The following is a 16059-nucleotide window of genomic DNA, read 5'->3' as shown; positions in this document are numbered from 1 at the left end:
AGGACGGTCAATCGTCCTTCTGACTTATTCGTGGGGTGACTTTATATACGGGCTGGCCGGCGCTTGATAGGTAGCCGCCTAAGTATTTTGTAGGGATTTTGTTGCAATGCTGTGAAGGAATGTTACCTAGGGCAAAGTGAGAGGGGGCGTGCCCCCGATAGCAGAGTGCTGGGCAGCTTATAGCCGACCCACCGCTATCGGGGGCAAGCCCCCTCCCACATTTGCTTAGTGTTTTAGGCGATTACAGCGGCAGGGTCGGGTAGTCGATATAACCGACCGGGCCTTTGCCATAGAAGGTTTCCGGATGGGCTTCGTTCAGTGGCGCATCGGCCTCCAGACGAGCCGGCAGGTCCGGGTTGGCAATGAAAGGCACGCCGAACGCCACCGCATCCGCTTTACCCTCGGCCAGCCACGCATTGGCGCTGTCCTTGGTGAAGCGTTCATTGGCGATGTACGCGCCGCCGAAGGCTTTTTTCAGTTGCGGGCCAAGGCTGTCCGCGCCTTCTTTTTCACGGGAGCAGATAAACGCGATGCCGCGCTTGCCCAGCTCAGTGGCGACATAAGTAAAGGTTTCTGCCAGGTTGGCATCGCCCATGTCGTGCGAGTCGGCGCGGGGTGCCAGGTGCACGCCCACGCGGCCGGCGCCCCAGACTTCAATGGCCGCGTCGGTCACTTCCAGCAGCAGGCGTGCACGGTTTTCCAGGGAACCGCCGTACTGGTCGGTGCGCTGGTTAGTGCTGCTCTGCAGGAACTGGTCGAGCAGGTAGCCGTTGGCGCCATGGATTTCCACACCGTCGAAACCGGCGGCCTTGGCGTTCTCGGCGCCGGTACGGTAAGCGTCGACGATGTCGGCGATTTCAGCCGTTTCCAGGGCGCGCGGAGTCGGGTAGTCGGCCAGCGGACGCACCAGGCTGACGTGGCCCTTGGGTTGGATCGCACTCGGCGCCACTGGGGTTTCGCCGTTCAGGTACGACGGGTGGGAAATGCGCCCCACATGCCACAGTTGCAGGAAAATCTTGCCGCCGGCGCCGTGCACGGCTTTGGTCACGTTGGCCCAGCCGCGCACCTGGTCGTTGGACCAGATGCCGGGGGTGTCCGGATAGCCCACGCCCATCGGCGTGACGGAAGTGGCTTCGCTGAGAATCAGCCCGGCAGACGCACGCTGCACGTAGTACTCGGCCATCAGCGCGTTGGGTACGCGACCGGCGTCGGCGCGGCAGCGGGTCAGCGGGGCCATGATGATGCGGTTCGATAGCTCCACGTCACCCAGTTTGATCGGATCGAAAATAGTCGTCATCGCACAATACCTTCTCTAGTTACTTGGATCAGTTGGTCGCAGGGGCCAGGTCGGCATCGCCGCTCTGACGGAAAGTTATCAAGGTCACCAGCAGGGCAAGGATCGCCAGGGCAGCGGCCGCCAGCGGCACACTGGTCAGGCCGAAACCATGGGCGATCACGCTGCCACCGACCCAGGCGCCGAGGGCGTTGCCGATGTTGAACGCGCCTATGTTCAAGGTGGACACCAGGTTCGGAGCGGCCTTGCCGAAGGTCACCACGTTGATCTGCAGCGCCGGCACGGCGGCGAACGCGGCGGTGGCCCACAGGAACAGGGTAATCTCGGTGGGGATCACGGCGACGCTGGTCCAGCTCAGTGCGGTGGACACCACCGCCATGCTGATAAATACGCCAATCAGCGTGGCCGCCAGACGTTTATCCGCCAGTTTTCCGCCGATGATGTTGCCCACGGTCAGGCCCAGGCCGATCAGCAGCAGGGTCCAGGTCACGCCTTTGGGCGACACCCCGGTGACATCGCCCAACAGCGGTGCCACATAGGTAAAGAGGGTGAACATGGACGCGGCGAATAGTGCCGTCATGCTCAGCGACAGCCAGATACCAGCACCCTTGAGGGCGGCCAGTTCGGCGCGCATGTCGAGCTTTTCTTCATCGCGCTTGGCCGGCAAGAAGCGGATCAGCCCGATCAGCGCCACCACACCGATCACCGTCACGGCCCAGAAGGTCGAGCGCCAGCCGGCTTGCTGGCCCAGCGCGGTGCCCAGGGGCACGCCGAGGACATTGGCCAGGGTCAAACCGGTGAACATCAGGGCTACGGCCGAGGCCCGCTTGTTGGCCGGCACCAGGTTGGCCGCCACCACCGAACCAATGCCGAAGAACGCGCCGTGGCATAGCGCGGTGACCACGCGGGCAAACATCAGCACGTTGTAGTCGCTGGCCAGTGCGCAGAGCAGGTTGCCGATAATGAAGATCCCCATCAACGCGACCAGCGCCGCCTTGCGTGGCAGTTTGGCCGTGGCCAGTGCCATAAATGGCGCGCCAATGGCCACGCCCAGGGCGTAACCGGTGACCAGCCAACCGGCGCCAGGTATCGATACGCCGAGGTCTGCCGCCACATCGGGCAGCAGGCCCATGATGACGAACTCGGTGGTGCCGATGGCGAAGGCGCTCAAGGCCAGGATGAGGAGCGAGAGGGGCATTTGTGGATCCTTTTTACAGCGGTTCAGCGCTGAGTTCAGTGATAAGCGCCGTGAGGAAGGCTTGGATCGCTTCCTCATTGCGTTTGAAAAAGTGCCACTGCCCGGCCTTCTGGCTGCTGATCAGACCCGCCCGTTGCAAGGTGGCCAGGTGGGCCGACACGGTCGACTGGGACAAGCCGCAGCGCTGGTCGATCTGCCCGGCACAGATGCCGTACTCGTGGTTGTGCAATTGCTCGGGGAATTGCACTTTTGGGTCTTTGAGCCAGTTGAGGATGTCTCGCCGTACTGGGTGCGCCAGGGCTTTTATTATTTCGTCGAGGTCGATGGACATGGCAGTGCTCGGTGTCGTAAAGCGTTATATCGCGATGAGGCGAACTTTAAATCGGTATATCCCGATATACCAATACGATTTAGCTCTGAGATCAGCTCAAATCGGTATATCGGGTTATAACGATACGTTGGCGGCAGTGCTAAACTGCGCGCCATGAATTATCTCGCACATCTGCACCTGGGCGGCCAACTTCCTGCGCAACTGCTGGGCAGCCTGTATGGCGACTTCGTCAAAGGCCGTCTGCAGGGCCAGTTCAGCCCATCCATCGAAGCGGCGATCCAGTTGCATCGCTCGATCGACCGGTTTACCGACAGCCATCCGTTGGTGGGGCAGGCGTTGTCGCGCTTCAGCCTGACCCGTCGGCGCTATGCGGGGATTGTTCTGGACGTGTTCTTCGATCACTGCCTGGCGCGGGATTGGACCTTGTATGCCGACCAGCCGCTGGAGCACTTCACCTCGCAGGTATACCGCGTATTGGCTGCCGAACCGCAGTTGCCCGGGCGCTTGGCGCAGATTGCGCCGTTTATGGCGGCCGATGATTGGTTGGGCTCGTACCGTGAATTTGCGGTGATGGAGCAGGTGTTGCGTGGGATTTCGCGGCGGCTGACGCAGCCTGAGGCGTTGGGGCAGGCGATGCGGGAGTTGCGACTTTTATATGAACCGTTGAGTGAAGACTTCCGGCGCTTCTACCCTGAATTGCAGGTGTTCGCACAGTCGCAACTGACAACATCAAACTAAATGTGGAGGAGGGGGCTTGCCCCCTCCCACATTTGTTTCAAGCTGCGAACGCTGGTCGTGCCGCTACTTGTTCTACCTCCGGCACCGGCCCAAACAACACCTTCTGTACCGCCTGCTGCGCCTGGTAAGCCAGCGCCGCGCGTTCCTGCCCGGCGCACGCAATCGGTGTGAGCACATGAATTTCCACATCGCCCTGGTCATTGGCGAACAACCGCATCAGGTGCGAGAGCAAGTCGTCATCGCCGATAAACGGCGCCAGGGGATCGACCTGTCCGTCACGCAGGTAACGGATCGCCACCGGTTGCAGCGACACATCCGCATCGATGGCGCTGGCCAGCAGGCGCCCGTGGAAGGTGCGCAGGCTGCGACCGTCGGTGGTGGTGCCTTCGGGGAACATCAGCAGCGGGTGCTGTTGTTCCAGGTGGCGGGTCATTTGTTTGCGGATTAGTTGGCTGTCGCCCGAACCCCGGCGGATAAACAGGCTACCAGCCTTGGCCGCCAGCCAGCCGGCCACCGGCCAGGTGCGCACTTCGGCCTTGGACAGGAACGACATCGGCGCCACGGCGCCCAACAGCGGAATGTCGGTCCAGGACACGTGGTTGCTCACCCACAGCATCGGCTGCGTCGGCAACTCACCGTGTACCGTTACGCGAAAGGGTAGGGCGTTGGTCAGCCTCGCCATGAAAAACCGCGACCAGCGTTGGCGCCGCACCATCGAGTTGGCGATGCCCAATCGCTCGAACACACCGAACACGCTGGCCATGCTCAAGCCCAGCGCCACCACCAGCAACACCCGGGCGATGCGCCCGTACACGCGCAGGCGGCTCATCACATGGCCGCCTTGAAATGGCGCGCATACCGTGGGCACAACTCGTCGCGCTTGAGCAGGATAAATACGTCGGCCACCTGGAAATCCTCATCCCAGCACGGCTCGCCGCAGATCTTCGCCCCCAGGCGCATATAGGCCTTGAGCAGCGGCGGCATTTCGGCGATCACGTTGGACGGCAGATCCAGGGCCGGCAGCGGTTTTTTCGGTTCGGCGCGCAGGTGCTCGTTGCACAGATAGCGTTCGCGCAGACGCTGCATGATCGCGTGGGCCTGGATGCCGCCGTCGTGCATGGGGATGCTCGCGCAGCCCATCAAATAGCTGTAGCCGCCCTGGTTGAGCACTTCGGCCAACTCACCCCACAACACGGCGATGGTGCCGCCGTTGCGATAGGCCGGGTCGACGCAGGTGCGGCCAATCTCCAGGATCGGGCCTTTGAGATGGAGCAAGCCATGCAGGCTGAATTCTTCTTCACTGTAGAACCGCCCCAGAGTGCTGGCGGCCTGGTGGTCGAGCAAGCGCGTGGTGGCTACCAGACGACCGGTGTTCAAGTCCCGCACGCCGATATGGCTGCAGTGCACATCATAATCATCCATGTCCAGGCCATGTTCCGCGCCTTTCAGCTTGGCATTGAACTCGCCGCTGAATACGTTGAACCGCAGGGCCTGGGCTTCCTGCAAAGCCTGGGCGCCGATCAGGCGTTCGGCTTGCAGACGGCGTTCATTGCCGGTGTCGCTGATGCGGGCGATCTGAGTCATGGCGAGTCTCCGAGTGCCGGCCACGTTTCGGCCGGTCGACTTTGTTGTCCAAACTCAGGCTATGGAGGCCCGGTGTCATCTCCATGAAGTTATGGTGACGCTTGGATGACAGGCACTGTGTCGTCAATCTGTCATCCACCGACGCTAGGCTCGCGGGTTTGAATGCCCCGTTGAGTCCGCGTCTATGGTCAAAGGCTTGTTGTGCGCCGTGCTGCTGTTAATCACTATTAACGGCCATGCTGAGACCTGGCCTGACCAGGAGTGGGCCAAGGGCACGCCCCTCACCGGCGCCGCCCTCGACGCGCTGGACGCCTATGCCTTTGCACCGCGCGACGACGCCACCCGCCAAGGCATTCGCACCGATGCCTTACTGGTGATCCGCGACGGTAAAGTTATTTACGAACGCTACGCCGCGCCCACCAGCGCCAGCACGCCGCACCTGACTTGGTCAGTGAGCAAAAGCCTGATGGCCTGCGTGCTGGGCGTGGCTTATGGCGACAATCGCTTCAAATTGAGCGACCCGGTGGCGCGTTTCTACCCGCCGATGAAGCAGCACCCGACGGTGACCATGGCCGACCTGCTGCACTGGGCCTCGGGCCTGGACTGGCAGGAAGACTACGAATTCGCCCCGCTCAAATCCTCTGTCGTGGCGATGCTCTACACCCGAGGGCGCGCGGATATGGCCGAGTTCGCTGCGAACAGCGACACCTTCAGCGCACCGGGCCGGGCGTTTCGGTATTCCAGTGGCGACAGCAATCTTTTATCCGCTGCTCTTAAAGGCATGCTTGGCCACAAGGCGTACATGAGTTACCCGTGGGATGCGCTGTTCACACCGCTGGGTATTCGCAATGCCACCTGGGAAACCGACGCCGACGAAACCTTTGTTGCCTCCTCCTATGCCTACCTCACCGCTCGCGATCTTGCGCGGGTCGGCCTACTGATGGCGCGGGATGGGCGTTGGAAGGACCAGCAACTGCTGCCCAGGGACTGGGTGGCCTTCAATCGCCAGGCGTTCGATAACTACAAAGCCGGCCAGGACGAAGCCACGCCCGGCGGCCATTGGTGGCTCAACCAAGGCACGCCAAGGCCTTGGCCCGATGCCCCCGCCGACACCTTCGCCGCCCTCGGCCACTGGGGCCAGGCGCTGTATGTGATGCCCGAGCAGCGCCTGGTGATCGTGCGCTACGGCGACGATCGCGACGGCAGCTACCGCCACAACGAACTGCTCAAACGCGTGCTTGCGGCGGTGCAACCATGATCCGTCGTCGTCCGTTCACCAGCCTGTTTCTATTGCTGTTGCTCGCGCTGTTGGGGTGGGTTTGGCACGAGCGCGTCAACCTGCAAGCCTTCCCCGATATCATCGCGGCGTACACCGCCAAGGAATATTGCTCGTGCCGCTATGTCGCGAATAACCCGGCGGCGTATTGCCTGGGGTACGTAAAACAGTATCTGCCGACCAGCGCGTTCAATGACAACCCGCTGCGTAGCGAAGTAACGGCCAGTGGCTTGGGGCGCACCCATACGGCGCGTTGGTTGGGGGAGCGCCAAGGCTGTCGCCTGAACCCCTGACACAAGATCCCCTGTGTGCGGGCTTGCCCGCCAAAGCTGTCTGTCAGTAAAGATGTGCCGACAGGCTCACCGCATTTTCGCGAGCAAGCACACTCCCACATTTGGATTTGCGCCGTGCGTGACATTGCGCTTAAGGTTCGTGCAGGTTTTTCGCCCCGCGAGTCCTTAATGTTCAATGTTTCGTTTATCAAACCCCTGGCTTTTGTCCTGCTGGCCGCTGTCGCCGTGCCCGCCCACGCCGACTGGTACCTGGACAACGAGTCCTCGCGCCTGTCTTTCGTCACCACCAAAAACACCGAGATTGCCGAGGTCCAGCGCTTCCTGGTCTTGCACGGCAAGGTCGACGACAAGGGCGCGGCGCAGGTGCAGGTGGAGCTGGAGTCGGTCAACAGCGGCATTCCGCTGCGCGATGAACGCATGCGCAATCAGTTGTTCGAGATCAAGACCTTCCCCGAAGCGCTGATCAGCGCACAGATCAACCTGCAACCCATCAATGACCTGGCCCCGGGCGCGCAACTGGAGTTACGCCTGCCCCTGAGTGTGACCTTGCATGGCAAGACCCAGACCTACAGCGCCGAACTGCTGGCTACGCGCCTGGATGACCGACGCTTCCAGGTGGTGACCCTGGAACCGGTGGTGCTGCACGCCGAGGATTTCGACCTGGCGCCCGGGGTTGCCGCGCTGCGCAAGACGGCCGGGCTCAAGTCCATCAGTTTGTCGGTGCCGGTGGGTGCGGTGCTGATCTTCACGGCGCGCTGACATGGGCGGCGCGGTGTTCCCGTGGCGCAGCGCCAACCGTTTCGAGTTGTTGATCGACGGCCCGCAGTTTTTTCCGCAGATGCTGGTGGGCATTGCCCGCGCCGAACGGCAAGTGGATCTGGAGTTGTACCTGGTAGAGGCCGGCGCGTGCGCCGAGGCAATGGTGCAAGCGTTGGTGCTCGCCGCCGAGCGCGGTGTGCGCGTGCGGTGCCTGTTCGATGACTACGGCAGCCTGGCGTTCACCCTGTCGCTGCGCAAGCGCTTGACCGACGCGGGCGTGGAGCTGCGTTTTTACAATCGCCTGAGCTGGCGTCGCTGGATGCGCAACCTGTACCGCGACCACCGCAAGCTGTTGCTGATCGACCAGCATGTGGCGGTGGTGGGTGGCACGGGCGTGACGGACGAGTTCTGGACACCGGGCCACGACACGGCCGAGTGGCATGAAGTGATGGTGCAGATCAGCGGCCCGCTGGTATTGGATTGGCAGGCATTGTTCGACCGCCAATGGCACGCCAACGCGGCGCGGCGCGCGTGGAAACCGGCCACCCATTTTGGCTTGCCGCGTCTGCCCAAAGTACCCGCCAGAGGGCCGGGGCTTGGCCGCGTCGCGTACGCCGACGCCCGCCAGCACCGCGATATTCTGCAATCGCTGATCCGCGCGCTGAACAACAGCCACCAGCGCATCTGGCTGGCCACTCCCTATTTCCTGCCGACCTGGGGCGTTCGGCGTGCCTTGCGCCGAGCGGCGGGGCGCGGCGTGGACGTGCGCTTGCTGCTCACCGGGCCCCGCACCGATCACCCGTCCGTGCGCTACGCCGGACATCGGTATTACCCGCGTTTGCTGCGTTCAGGCGTACAGATCTTTGAATACCAGCCGTGCTTCCTGCACCTGAAGATGGTGCTGGTGGACGACTGGGTAAGCATCGGCTCGTGCAATTTCGATCACTGGAACCTGCGCTTCAACTTGGAAGCCAATCTGGAAGCACTGGACCCCGAGCTGACCCAGGCGGTGGTGGCGAGTTTTACGGCGGATTTTGCCCAGAGCCAAACGGTGAGCCTGGAGGCGTGGAAAGCCCGGCCATTGTGGCGACGGGTCAAGCAGCGCGTCTGGGGGTGGATAGATCGGTTGGTGGTGAACTTGCTGGACCGGCGAGGCTAGCAAGAACACTGAGATCAAATGTGGGAGGGGGCAAGCTCCTCCCACATTTTTTGACCGGGTCAGGCTTAGAGCAGTTCGAAGCTCTGTTGCTGTACATCCTGAGAGTCCAGGCCGATCTGCACATTGAACTCGCCCGGTTCAGCGGCGTACTTGAGCTGTGTGTTGTAGAACTTCAAGTCGTCTTCGGTGATGGTGAAGTGCAGCGTGCGCTCTTCACCGGCCTTGAGCATGACTTTCTGGAAGTTCTTCAACTCCTTGATCGGGCGGATCATCGAGCCGGCCACGTCCTGGATATACAGCTGCACCACGGTTTCGCCGTCGACCTTGCCGGTGTTTTTCACGGTGACGCTGGCGTCGAGCTTGCCGGTCTTGTTCAGGGTGGTGGACGACAGGGCCATGTCCGACAGGCTGAACGTGGTGTAGCTCAGGCCATAACCAAACGGAAACAGCGGCCCGGTGGTGTCATCGAAGTACTGCGAGGTGTAGTTACCCGGTTTGCCGGGTGTGAAGGGGCGGCCGATGGTCAGGTGGTTGTAGTAGGTCGGAATCTGCCCTACCGAACGTGGGAAAGTGATCGGCAGTTTGCCCGACGGGTTGTAGTCGCCGAACAGCACATCCGCAATTGCATTACCGCCTTCGGTGCCGGCGAACCAGGTTTCCAGAATCGCATCGGCCTGTTGGTTCTCTTCCAGGATCGACAGCGGGCGGCCGTTCATCAGCACCAGGACCAGCGGTTTGCCGGTGGCCTTGAGCGCCTTGATCAGGTCGCGCTGGCTTTGCGGGATGTTCAGGTCGGTGCGGCTCGACGACTCGTGGGACATGCCACGGGACTCGCCCACTGCGGCGACGATCACGTCGGCCTGCTTGGCCGCTTGGACCGCCTCGTCGATCATGGCCTGGGGCGAGCGCTTGTCATCCACCACTTCCGGCGCATCGAAGTTAAGGAAATTGAGGTAATCGACTACGGCTTTGTCGTTGGTGATGTTGGCGCCGCGGGCGTAGATCACTTTGCCTTTTTCACCGATCACGGCGTTGAGGCCGTCCTGCAGAGTCACCGATTGCGCCGGGCGGCCGGCGGCGGCCCAACTGCCCATCATGTCGATAGGCGCCTTGGCCAGTGGGCCGACCAGGGCGATGGTGGCGGATTTCTTCAGGGGCAGGGTGTCGTTGTGGTTCTTCAACAGCACCAGGCTGCGACGGGCGATGTCGCGCGCCTCGGCGCGGTGCAGGCGGCTGTCGGCATAGGTGTCGACCGGGTCGTCCTCGGCCTTGCCGATGCGCAGGTACGGGTCCTTGAACAGGCCCATGTCGTACTTGGCGCCTAGCACTTCGCGCACGGCGTTGTCGATGTCGCTCTGTTCGATCTCGCCGGACTTGAGCAGTCCCGGCAGTTCTTTGCCATACAGCGAGTCGTTCATGCTCATGTCGATGCCGGCCTTGATCGCCAGCTTCGCGGCTTCACGCCCGTCCTTGGCCACGCCGTGTTTGATCAGTTCGAAGATCGCGCCGTGGTCGCTGACGGTCAGGCCCTTGAAGCCCCAGTCCTTGCGCAGCAGGTCGTTCATCAGCCAGGTGTTGGCGGTGGCGGGCACGCCGTTGATCGAGTTGAGCGCCACCATCACACCGCCGGAACCGGCCTTGATCGCGGCGTGGTAGGGCGGCAGGTAATCCTGGTACATCTTGACCGGGCTCATGTCGACCACGTTGTAGTCGCGACCGCCTTCCACCGCGCCGTACAGGGCGAAGTGCTTGACGCTGGCCATAAGGCTGTCGGCATTGGCCGGGCTGGTGCCCTGGAACGCCTTGACCATCACTTCGGCGATGCGCGAGACCAGGTAAGTGTCTTCGCCGAAGCCTTCGGAGGTGCGGCCCCAGCGCGGGTCGCGGGAGATGTCGACCATCGGCGCGAAGGTGATGTCGAGGCTGTCGGCGGCGGCTTCCTGGGCGGCGATGCGCCCGGAGCGGCCGATGGCATCCATGTCCCAGCTGGAGGCCAGGGCCAGGCTGATTGGGAAAATGGTGCGGTGGCCGTGGATCACGTCGTAGGCGAAGAACATCGGGATCTTCAGGCGGCTGCGCATGGCCGCGTCCTGCATCGGACGGTTTTCCGGGCGGGTGATGGAGTTGAACGTGCCGCCGATGCGGCCGGCGGCGATTTCCTTGCGGATCAGCTCGCGGGGCATTTCGGGGCCGATGCTGATCAGGCGCAACTGGCCGATCTTTTCATCCAGGGTCATCTGCTTGAGCAGGTCGCTGACGAAAGCGTCCTTGTCCTTAAGCGCAGCAGGCTTTGTTTCTGCCCATACGGGGTGACTGGCCAGAGTGGCAACAAGGCCGAGCAAACACAGCTTTTTCATGAATATCCTTTTTCGGCTCACTGCACAGCGCTTGCGCTGATCGGCCAAAATGTGGGGAGCGTCTATTGTTGTTCGGGTGTTGTTCAGATAAATGCAGCACACTCTGAACTCTTATTCGCGCTGGGCATCTTTGTAGCTGATTGGCTCGATGCGTACCAGTGGTGGCGGATTATGCCCCAAGCGCGCGGTTTATAGGGCAGGTCATCCAATTCCATCCAGTTTGGGCAGGAGATACACCATGCAAGCAGCACAGGTTAACCGCTGGGGCCTCAAGGCCGCGGCTCTGCTATTGATCAGCACGGTGCTGAGCGGTTGCGGCATCAACAACATTCCCACCCTGGACGAGCAGGCCAAAGCAGCCTGGGGCCAAGTGCAGAACCAGTACCAACGTCGTGCCGACCTGATCCCCAACCTGGTGGAAGTGGTCAAAGGCTATGCCGCCCATGAGCAGGACACCCTGACCGCCGTGATCGAAGCGCGGGCCAAGGCCACGTCGATCCAGGTCGATGCCAGCACCCTCGACAACCCGGAAAAACTCAAGCAGTTCCAGCAGGCCCAGGACGGCTTGACCGGTGCCCTCAATCGCTTGATGGTGGTCTCCGAACGCTACCCGGATCTGAAAGCCAACCAGAACTTCCTGGCCCTGCAATCTCAACTGGAAGGCACCGAAAACCGCATCGCCGTGGCGCGCCGCGACTTTATCCAGGCCGTGCAGGCGTACAACACCGAGATCCGCACCTTCCCGGGCCGCCTGTGGCACAGCGTGATGTACAGCGATTTGCCGATCCGCGCCACGTTCGAAGCCACCAGTGTCGATGCCGATAAAGCGCCGCAAGTGAAGTTCAAATAAGGCTGCACTGAGGTGTCGATGCGTTTATTAAGGATAGGCCTGGCGCTGTGGCTGTTGGCCTGCGTGGGCGTGGCCCAGGCGGCGTTGACCTTCCCGGCGCTGACCGGGCGGGTGGTGGATAACGCCCAAATGATCGACCCGGCGGTGCGCGCGCAGTTGACCCAGCAGTTGCAGGCGCTGGAGCAGAAGAGCGGCGATCAGATCGTGGTGGTTACCGTACCCGACTTGCAAGGCGTGCCGATCGAGGACTTCGGTTATCAATTGGGGCGCCAGTGGGGCATCGGCCAGAAGGGCAAGGACAACGGCGCGCTGTTGATCGTTGCCCGCGATGAGCGCAAGTTGCGCATCGAAGTCGGCTACGGCCTGGAAGGTGTACTGACCGATGCGCAGTCCTGGGTGATCATCAATCAGGTGATCGCGCCCAAGTTCAAGGCCGGCCAGTACAGCCAGGGCATCAGCGACGGTGTGGCCGCGATGATCCAAGTGGTCGGCGGTGAACCGCTGGCGGTGCCCGCCCATGTGGCGGATGGCAACTTTGCCAAGGATAATCCGCGGCTCTCCATTGGCCTGTTCGTGTTGCTGATCGGCGTGTTGTGGCTGTGCAATCGCTTGGGCCTGCCGGTGGGCGCGATCCTGTTGGCGATCCTCAGCAGCAGCGGACGCGGCGGTGGCGGCGGCGGAGGGGGCGGTGGTTTCCGGGGCGGCGGCGGTGGCTTCGGCGGCGGCGGGGCCTCGGGCGGATGGTAATGACAATAACGAGAAAAGAGCATCTACAACCATGGCACTACTGAGTGAACACGAACAACGCCAGGTCGCCGAAGCGATCGCCCGGGTCGAGCAGCAGACCGACGCCGAGCTGGTGACGGTGCTGGCCGCCCGTGCCGATGACTACGCGTACATCCCGTTGTTGTGGGCCAGCCTGATCGCCCTGGTGGTGCCGGGCGTGGTGCATTACCTGTCTGGCTACCTGACCATGTACACCTTGCTGTTGGCGCAGTGGGCGACGTTCATTGTGCTGTGCCTGGTGTTTCGCTTGCCCAAAGTCACCACGCGCCTGATCCCACGCTCGGTGCGGCATTGGCGCGCGTCCAACCTGGCGCGTCGGCAGTTTCTGGAGCAGAACCTGCACCACACAGTGGGCAGTACCGGGGTGCTGATTTTTGTCAGCGAGGCTGAGCGCTACGTGGAAATCCTGGTGGATGAAGGCATTTCCAAGCGCCTGGACGACAGCCGTTGGGACGCCATCGTCCAAGCCTTCACCCAGCAGGTCAAACAAGGCCAGACCCTGGCCGGGTTCATTGCCTGCATCGAGGCCTGTGGCGAGTTGCTCAAGGTGCATGTGCCGGTGACCCAGGCGCGCAATGAACTGCCCAATCGCCTGGTGGTACTTGAGTAGCCCAAACACCGCGATCAAAAAGTGTGGGGGCTTGCCCCCGATGGCGGCGTGTCAGCTGGCTCATCCATTACTGAGCCGGCCTGATCGGGGGCAAGCCCCCTCCCACATGGCGCTGTGCTGAGTGAGCGAATTGTGTTGCAAAGGCCAGGTTTGCAGCAGTCCAGCGCCACCCCCAACACCAAGCCCGGCACAGATAAAACTGTGGGAGGGGGCTTGCCCCCGATGGCGGCGTGTCAGCTGGCTCATCCATTACTGAGCCGGCCTGATCGGGGGCAAGCCCCCTCCCACATGGCGCTTTACTGAGTGAGCGAATTGTGTTGCAAAGGCCAGGTTTGCAGCAGTCCAGCGCCACCCCCGACACCAAGCCCGGCACAGATAAAACTGTGGGAGGGGGCTTGCCCCCGATGGCGGCGTGTCAGCTGGCTCATCCATTACTGAGCCGGCCTGATCGGGGGCAAGCCCCCTCCCACATGGCGCTGTGCTGAGTGAGCGAATTGTGTTGCAAAGGCTAGGTTTGCGGCAGTCCAGCGCCACCCCCGACACCAAGCCCGGCACAGATAAAATTGTGGGGGCTTGTCCCCTCCCACATTTAGCCCCAGCAGTGTTCAAGTGCAGTACCGTTGATCAAATAACTCCGTGCCCTGAGCCTCCATCCCCCCTAAAATGCCCGGCATTCCCAGCCCGAGGCGTTTTTGTTCATGTCCGTCACCGCTCAACCCGCCCGCCCTGCGCCGGATCATCACGCCCAGTTCATCGAACTGCTCGGCGAAAGCCTCGCGCACAATGCCTTTATCAAGCTGGTGCTGGCCAAGTACGTCGGTGACGAAGCCGAGCTGCAACGGCTGATCATCAAACCGGTGACCGTCAAGGAGCAGGCGTGCCTGTCCTTTGTGTACCGCTACAAAACCCGCGACATCACCAAGAACCTGCCCCTAGCCGAAGGCGTCGCGGCCATTGCCGCACTGTTGCCGACGTCGTTCAAGAACGCGCACTTGCTGGCGCTGACCGACGAAGCCCAGCTGGAATACAGCAAGAAGAACAAAAGTTCGCTGTTCAAGAGCAAGCCGCAGCAACTGCGTGAGGCGCCGTCGGCCGAGCATAACCGCGAAAAAAATCGCTTCCTCGACCTGAGCCGGCCGTTTCTGGCCGACCTGGGCGTGACCGATGCCAAGCAGGCGCTGATCCCATCGATGTCGCGCAAGTGGAAGCAGATCAACAAATTCATCGAGGTGTTCAGCCATGCGCTGACCTCGTCGCCGCTGAAACTCGATCAGCCGGTGCGGGTCGCCGATTTCGGTTCGGGCAAGGGCTACCTGACGTTTGCCATCCACGATTACCTGCGCAATACCCTCAACGCTGAAGCCCAGGTCACCGGCGTCGAACTGCGCGAAGACATGGTGACCCTGTGCAACAGCGCGGCTGCACGCCTGGAACATCCCGGGCTGGTGTTCAAATGCGGCGATGTGCGCAGCGTGGCGCCCAGCGAGCTGGACGTGATGATCGCGCTGCACGCCTGCGACATCGCCACCGACTACGCGATCCACACCGGCATCCGTTCCGGCGCATCGATCATCATGTGCTCGCCGTGCTGCCATAAGCAGATTCGCCTGCAGATCCAGAGCCCGGCGCTGCTCAAGCCGATGCTGCAATACGGTCTGCACCTGGGCCAGCAGGCGGAAATGGTCACCGACAGTCTGCGTGCGCTGTTCCTCGAAGCCTGTGGCTACGAGACCAAAGTGTTCGAGTTCATCTCGCTGGAACACACCAACAAGAACAAGATGATCCTGGCGGTCAAACGCGCCGAGCCGGTGGATAACGCCTCGTTACTGGAGAAAATCCAGGCCCTCAAGGCGTACTACCACATCACCGAGCACTGCCTGGAAACCCTGCTGCGCGCGGATGGTTACCTGGGCACCCGCCGTTAAACTGCGCTGGGCTTGGGCACTGGCGCAGGCTGCACCGCTGTCTTGCGCCCCAGCATCACCGTCACGATCACCCCGCAGGCGAACACCCACGTGATCGGCTCGATCTGTTCGCCGAAGAACAGCGCCGAGAACGCAATGGTGAAGAAGATCTGCAGCAGTTGAATCTGGCTGACCCGTGCGATGCCGCCCATGGCCAGCCCGGCGTACCAGGCGAAGAAACCGAGGAACTGCGAGAACAGCGACACATAGCCGAACGCCCACCAGGTGCGCGCCGAGATCGCGCCCTGATGCTGCGCCGCCAGGTACCACACCGGGCCGATCAGCAACGGTGTCGACAGCACCAATGCCCAGCAGATCACCTGCCAGCCGCCCATCTCCTTGGCCAATCGGCCGCCTTCGGCATATCCCAAGCCGCCCACGGCAATGGCGCCGAGCATCAGCAGGTCGCCGGCTTGAATACTGCCGGCGCCGGTAATCAGCGCATAACTGAGCACCAGCCCACTGCCCAGCGCTGCGCAGGCCCAGAAGGCTTTGGACGGTCGTTCATGGGACAGCCACGCCGCATACAGCGCCACGCACAAGGGTTGCAAGCCGTTGACCAGCGCACCGTGGGACGCCGGTAAGGTTTGCATGGCCCAGGCCGACAACACCGGAAAACCCAGGATCACCCCGGCGATCACCAGGCCCAGGCCGCGCACTTGACGCCAAGTGGGCCAACGCTCGCGGCGCCACAGCAACAGCGCTGCCGCCGGCACCGCAGCGAATAACGCGCGGCCCAGGCCGTTGAGCAACGGGTGCATGTCCTGCACCACGATGCGGGTGAAGGGCAGGGTCAGGCTGAAGATGATGACGCCCAGCATGCCGAGGGCCATGCCGGTGTTTTCGCGCGAACTCATAAG

16 protein-coding genes are annotated in these 16059 nt (G+C 62.2%); 9 read left to right on the top strand and 7 right to left on the bottom strand.

All coding sequences use genetic code 11. From position 1 onward, the window contains the following. Positions 1-241: 241 nt before the first annotated feature. From FIV35_RS05280 to FIV35_RS05270, 3 genes are read right to left on the bottom strand one after another with little or no spacing between them, the layout of a single operon-like run. Positions 242-1297 carry an alkene reductase gene (locus tag FIV35_RS05280; RefSeq protein ID WP_034137307.1) on the bottom strand — a complete coding sequence of 352 codons (1056 nt, stop codon included), beginning with the start codon at positions 1295-1297 and terminating at the stop codon, positions 242-244. 28 nt (positions 1298-1325) lie between these two features. Further along, the gene (locus FIV35_RS05275; protein ID WP_034096331.1) at positions 1326-2492 is read right to left on the bottom strand and encodes an MFS transporter; all 1167 of its coding nucleotides are present in this window, start codon (positions 2490-2492) and stop codon (positions 1326-1328) included. A 13-nt stretch (positions 2493-2505) separates the two neighbouring features. After that, positions 2506-2823 (bottom strand): ArsR/SmtB family transcription factor, encoded by a 318-nt coding sequence (locus FIV35_RS05270; RefSeq protein ID WP_034096332.1) that lies wholly within the window; start codon positions 2821-2823, stop codon positions 2506-2508. Between the two features lie 153 nt (positions 2824-2976). On the opposite strand from FIV35_RS05270, the gene FIV35_RS05265 reads away from it, so the two are divergent. Beyond that, complete coding sequence (locus tag FIV35_RS05265; RefSeq protein ID WP_034137308.1) at positions 2977-3561, top strand: acyl carrier protein phosphodiesterase; 585 nt, start codon at positions 2977-2979, stop codon at positions 3559-3561. Between the two features lie 37 nt (positions 3562-3598). On the opposite strand, the gene FIV35_RS05260 is transcribed toward FIV35_RS05265, so the two are convergent. Together FIV35_RS05260 and olsB are read right to left on the bottom strand one after the other, a co-directional pair. After that, positions 3599-4390, bottom strand: a complete 792-nt coding sequence (locus FIV35_RS05260; protein ID WP_034096334.1) for a lysophospholipid acyltransferase family protein — start codon at positions 4388-4390, stop codon at positions 3599-3601. Beyond that, positions 4390-5145, bottom strand: a complete 756-nt coding sequence (olsB, locus tag FIV35_RS05255; protein ID WP_034096335.1) for an L-ornithine N(alpha)-acyltransferase — start codon at positions 5143-5145, stop codon at positions 4390-4392. Before olsB ends, FIV35_RS05260 begins: the two co-directional genes overlap by 1 nt. 184 nt (positions 5146-5329) lie before the next feature. Between olsB and FIV35_RS05250 the strand changes: the two genes are divergently transcribed. The 4 genes from FIV35_RS05250 to FIV35_RS05235 all read left to right on the top strand — a co-directional run bounded on the left by FIV35_RS05250 (position 5330) and on the right by FIV35_RS05235 (position 8632). Further along, a complete protein-coding gene (locus FIV35_RS05250) occupies positions 5330-6403 on the top strand; it encodes a serine hydrolase domain-containing protein (protein WP_034137309.1) in 1074 nt (357 codons plus the stop codon). Next, the gene (locus tag FIV35_RS05245; protein WP_034137310.1) at positions 6400-6714 is read left to right on the top strand and encodes a hypothetical protein; all 315 of its coding nucleotides are present in this window, start codon (positions 6400-6402) and stop codon (positions 6712-6714) included. Before FIV35_RS05250 ends, FIV35_RS05245 begins: the two co-directional genes overlap by 4 nt. Positions 6715-6882: 168 nt before the next feature. After that, positions 6883-7473: a YceI family protein gene (locus FIV35_RS05240; RefSeq protein ID WP_034137311.1), complete on the top strand. Its 591-nt coding sequence runs from the start codon at positions 6883-6885 to the stop codon at positions 7471-7473. Between the two features lies 1 nt (position 7474). Next, the gene (locus FIV35_RS05235; RefSeq protein ID WP_034137312.1) at positions 7475-8632 is read left to right on the top strand and encodes a phospholipase D-like domain-containing protein; all 1158 of its coding nucleotides are present in this window, start codon (positions 7475-7477) and stop codon (positions 8630-8632) included. 65 nt (positions 8633-8697) lie between these two features. Here FIV35_RS05235 and bglX read toward each other — a convergent pair whose 3' ends face one another. After that, positions 8698-10989 carry a beta-glucosidase BglX gene (gene bglX / locus FIV35_RS05230; RefSeq protein WP_034137313.1) on the bottom strand — a complete coding sequence of 764 codons (2292 nt, stop codon included), beginning with the start codon at positions 10987-10989 and terminating at the stop codon, positions 8698-8700. A gap of 238 nt (positions 10990-11227) precedes the next feature. Between bglX and FIV35_RS05225 the strand changes: the two genes are divergently transcribed. The 4 genes from FIV35_RS05225 to FIV35_RS05210 all read left to right on the top strand — a co-directional run bounded on the left by FIV35_RS05225 (position 11228) and on the right by FIV35_RS05210 (position 15160). Continuing rightward, a complete protein-coding gene (locus FIV35_RS05225) occupies positions 11228-11839 on the top strand; it encodes a LemA family protein (protein ID WP_034137314.1) in 612 nt (203 codons plus the stop codon). Positions 11840-11857: 18 nt separating this feature from the next. Continuing rightward, the gene (locus tag FIV35_RS30070) at positions 11858-12586 is read left to right on the top strand and encodes a TPM domain-containing protein (protein WP_034096342.1); all 729 of its coding nucleotides are present in this window, start codon (positions 11858-11860) and stop codon (positions 12584-12586) included. Positions 12587-12617: 31 nt separating this feature from the next. Then, positions 12618-13235, top strand: a complete 618-nt coding sequence (locus FIV35_RS05215) for a TPM domain-containing protein (RefSeq protein WP_034137315.1) — start codon at positions 12618-12620, stop codon at positions 13233-13235. Positions 13236-13933: 698 nt separating this feature from the next. Further along, the gene (locus FIV35_RS05210; RefSeq protein ID WP_034137316.1) at positions 13934-15160 is read left to right on the top strand and encodes a class I SAM-dependent methyltransferase; all 1227 of its coding nucleotides are present in this window, start codon (positions 13934-13936) and stop codon (positions 15158-15160) included. On the opposite strand, the gene FIV35_RS05205 is transcribed toward FIV35_RS05210, so the two are convergent. Beyond that, positions 15157-16056, bottom strand: a complete 900-nt coding sequence (locus FIV35_RS05205; RefSeq protein WP_034137317.1) for a DMT family transporter — start codon at positions 16054-16056, stop codon at positions 15157-15159. The genes FIV35_RS05210 and FIV35_RS05205 overlap by 4 nt on opposite strands. Positions 16057-16059 lie beyond the last annotated feature (3 nt).

It is taken from the genome of Pseudomonas rhodesiae (assembly GCF_007858255.1).
Classification (GTDB): Bacteria; Pseudomonadota; Gammaproteobacteria; order Pseudomonadales; family Pseudomonadaceae; genus Aquipseudomonas; species Aquipseudomonas rhodesiae.
This window is presented reverse-complemented; position numbering and strand designations above follow the sequence as displayed.

Coding starts and splice junctions, on each gene's coding strand:
- FIV35_RS05280 (WP_034137307.1), bottom strand. CDS start 1,297: ATGACGACTATTTTCGATCCGATCAAACTGGGTGACGTGGAGCTATCG.
- FIV35_RS05275 (WP_034096331.1), bottom strand. CDS start 2,492: ATGCCCCTCTCGCTCCTCATCCTGGCCTTGAGCGCCTTCGCCATCGGC.
- FIV35_RS05270 (WP_034096332.1), bottom strand. CDS start 2,823: ATGTCCATCGACCTCGACGAAATAATAAAAGCCCTGGCGCACCCAGTA.
- FIV35_RS05265 (WP_034137308.1), top strand. CDS start 2,977: ATGAATTATCTCGCACATCTGCACCTGGGCGGCCAACTTCCTGCGCAA.
- FIV35_RS05260 (WP_034096334.1), bottom strand. CDS start 4,390: ATGAGCCGCCTGCGCGTGTACGGGCGCATCGCCCGGGTGTTGCTGGTG.
- olsB (WP_034096335.1), bottom strand. CDS start 5,145: ATGACTCAGATCGCCCGCATCAGCGACACCGGCAATGAACGCCGTCTG.
- FIV35_RS05250 (WP_034137309.1), top strand. CDS start 5,330: ATGGTCAAAGGCTTGTTGTGCGCCGTGCTGCTGTTAATCACTATTAAC.
- FIV35_RS05245 (WP_034137310.1), top strand. CDS start 6,400: ATGATCCGTCGTCGTCCGTTCACCAGCCTGTTTCTATTGCTGTTGCTC.
- FIV35_RS05240 (WP_034137311.1), top strand. CDS start 6,883: ATGTTCAATGTTTCGTTTATCAAACCCCTGGCTTTTGTCCTGCTGGCC.
- FIV35_RS05235 (WP_034137312.1), top strand. CDS start 7,475: ATGGGCGGCGCGGTGTTCCCGTGGCGCAGCGCCAACCGTTTCGAGTTG.
- bglX (WP_034137313.1), bottom strand. CDS start 10,989: ATGAAAAAGCTGTGTTTGCTCGGCCTTGTTGCCACTCTGGCCAGTCAC.
- FIV35_RS05225 (WP_034137314.1), top strand. CDS start 11,228: ATGCAAGCAGCACAGGTTAACCGCTGGGGCCTCAAGGCCGCGGCTCTG.
- FIV35_RS30070 (WP_034096342.1), top strand. CDS start 11,858: ATGCGTTTATTAAGGATAGGCCTGGCGCTGTGGCTGTTGGCCTGCGTG.
- FIV35_RS05215 (WP_034137315.1), top strand. CDS start 12,618: ATGGCACTACTGAGTGAACACGAACAACGCCAGGTCGCCGAAGCGATC.
- FIV35_RS05210 (WP_034137316.1), top strand. CDS start 13,934: ATGTCCGTCACCGCTCAACCCGCCCGCCCTGCGCCGGATCATCACGCC.
- FIV35_RS05205 (WP_034137317.1), bottom strand. CDS start 16,056: ATGAGTTCGCGCGAAAACACCGGCATGGCCCTCGGCATGCTGGGCGTC.